Raw genomic sequence first — 2,055 nt, 5'->3', positions numbered from 1 at the left:
TTTTTGCCAAGAAGCACTTTATAATGAAAATCACGATGTTGTCGCTCAATGGCTTGTTACATTGTGCGATAAACATATCGAATGGTCGGCCATGTTTAGGGATAATGACGACGAACAACGTTCAACGGGATATGAAATTAACATGGAGCTTTTAGTCTCTTGGCCTTTTGAATATCAAGCGGTTAAAAATTTCCGGGCTAAACATGGATTAACCACCCCTGTCATAGATCATCCACTATTAAAAACGCCAATGGCGATCGAACACCGTCCTGATATGGTGGGCTGGAAGCAAAATATGTCATCAATTTATTATCAGATAATTGATGACCTCATTACGATTAATCCCGAGCTGCAAGTTATTCATAAACTATTTTAATCATGAACAATAGGCGGTTAATTTACCGCTTTTTAAAATGGGTAATGTCATGAAGCTGACGGCAGAAAGTAAACAAATTATTCGTGATAATAAGCTGCAAGCTTTTTATCTTGATGCAGTTCACTACTTTGAAGAAGAACATCGCGTAGCATTAGATCACCATGAAATTAAGCGAGAGGCCTTGTTTAATCAATTAAAGAGAAATTATGTGTATTTTGAATCGATTGGTCGAGCGAGCCAATATTTGTGTGTTACGCAGACAACATTCATGCTCTATTGTGGGAAATGTTACGCACAGTCACCGTTATTTCAAACGGTACAAGAGCATCTTGAGCAAGTAGTTTTGTTCAAAGACTCAAAAGTAAAGTATGGTTAGAAGGTATGATTGAGTATTATCAAACTCTCGATTTATCACACAACGTCAGTGAAATCATCGATTATGCCAAAAAATGCTATCTGGTTATCGGTAATGAACCCTTGATACTAAAATCAGGAATTGAATTGTTTCTATTAAAGGATATGAATAAACAATTTACTGATAACTATAAAGAAAAAGACTTATTCTTAAAGCAAGCACTGGAAAATATTAATACAGTGCAGATACGTAAAGAGAACATTGTCTTTCTCTGTCTCGTTGCACAATATTTAGACGGGTTAAACTGTTTTTGAACCATGTAGATAGACTCATTAAAATAGAGTCAATAATGCGTAGCACAGTTAATGGTCGTAAAATTATTTTAAAAAATGATACCATCGGCACAGATGGCATGGTGCTGACCGGTTCATCCCTTGCCAAACAAATCCAAGGAGTCGCCTGTGTGAGTGAATTAGTTTATTGCCCTTCGAACAAAAAACTGGTGCTATCGTCGAGAGCGACGGTTTAATGAAAATCAACGGAATTCCCGTCGCACTTGAAGGTCATAAAGTGGCTTGTGTGTGTGCTTGCCGCAGTGGATTAAGCAAGCAGTAAAAAAAGTATCTTGAGCGGGGTGCTTTAATCATAGGGGTTAAAACAATAAAGAATGAGTGAATACAGTTGTTAGTCAGTATGTTAGCTTTAAATAATGAATGATTATAAAGATGATTTCATTTGCAAAATTGAGCCACCGCCACCTGAGTGGGTTACGTTTGAAATCAAAACGACGATGAAGGATAAGTTTGGGGCAAATACAACACCAAAAGGAAGTGGAGCAAGCGAAGCTCAAAAAGATTACTTGAAAAATATAAGAGATCATTCAAAAGAATCAACAGAGTCAATGAGATTTGGAAGGAATGATTTTAATTTAAATAAAGAACAGTTTGACTTATTAAATAGTATTTCTAAGGGAATGAGTAAAAATAACATTGTTGGTTACAAATTAACGGTGGTAGTTGATGATAAATTTAATGTTGGTGGAAACAATAAATATCTATTTTTTTACTATCTAGAGGGTTTAGACAAATGAGTAGAGTTGATAGAGTACTAAAATATATAGGAAAGAAAATAAAAAATGCAAAGGCTGATCTATCTAAAGTAAATGACAGCATAGATGATGATTTTGCAAAAAGTATTAAGGAATCTATAGGCCTAGATAAAGAAGAAAGATATATTGACTATATATCAACATTAGATTTTGATACGCCTTCAATTGCATTTATTTATTTGTTGGAAGTTTATAGAAATAAAAAAGAATCTCTTT

Annotated in this window: 3 protein-coding genes and 3 pseudogenes; all 6 read left to right on the top strand. The window is 34.5% G+C overall.

Going from position 1 to position 2,055, the window contains the following annotated elements; translation table 11 throughout:
• A pseudogene (locus PSE69_RS19150) lies at positions 1-376 on the top strand (hypothetical protein); the annotation flags it as partial.
• 49 nt (positions 377-425) lie between these two features.
• Positions 426-752, top strand: a complete 327-nt coding sequence (locus PSE69_RS19145; protein ID WP_259466027.1) for a hypothetical protein — start codon at positions 426-428, stop codon at positions 750-752.
• Between the two features lie 5 nt (positions 753-757).
• Complete coding sequence (locus tag PSE69_RS19140) at positions 758-1,045, top strand: hypothetical protein (RefSeq protein WP_259466028.1); 288 nt, start codon at positions 758-760, stop codon at positions 1,043-1,045.
• 35 nt (positions 1,046-1,080) lie between these two features.
• A pseudogene (locus PSE69_RS19135) lies at positions 1,081-1,346 on the top strand (PAAR domain-containing protein).
• A 94-nt stretch (positions 1,347-1,440) separates the two neighbouring features.
• Positions 1,441-1,821: a hypothetical protein gene (locus PSE69_RS19130; RefSeq protein WP_040132427.1), complete on the top strand. Its 381-nt coding sequence runs from the start codon at positions 1,441-1,443 to the stop codon at positions 1,819-1,821.
• Positions 1,818-2,055 (top strand): annotated as a pseudogene (locus PSE69_RS19125) (hypothetical protein); the annotation flags it as partial. The gene PSE69_RS19130 and the pseudogene PSE69_RS19125, both read left to right, overlap by 4 nt.

This window comes from Providencia sp. PROV122 (assembly GCF_028482365.1).
Lineage (GTDB): Bacteria > Pseudomonadota > Gammaproteobacteria > Enterobacterales > Enterobacteriaceae > Providencia > Providencia stuartii.
Note: the sequence above shows the minus strand (reverse complement) of the source record. Positions and strands in the feature narration are given on the sequence as shown.

Coding starts and splice junctions, on each gene's coding strand:
- PSE69_RS19130 (WP_040132427.1), top strand. CDS start 1,441: ATGAATGATTATAAAGATGATTTCATTTGCAAAATTGAGCCACCGCCA.
- PSE69_RS19145 (WP_259466027.1), top strand. CDS start 426: ATGAAGCTGACGGCAGAAAGTAAACAAATTATTCGTGATAATAAGCTG.
- PSE69_RS19140 (WP_259466028.1), top strand. CDS start 758: ATGATTGAGTATTATCAAACTCTCGATTTATCACACAACGTCAGTGAA.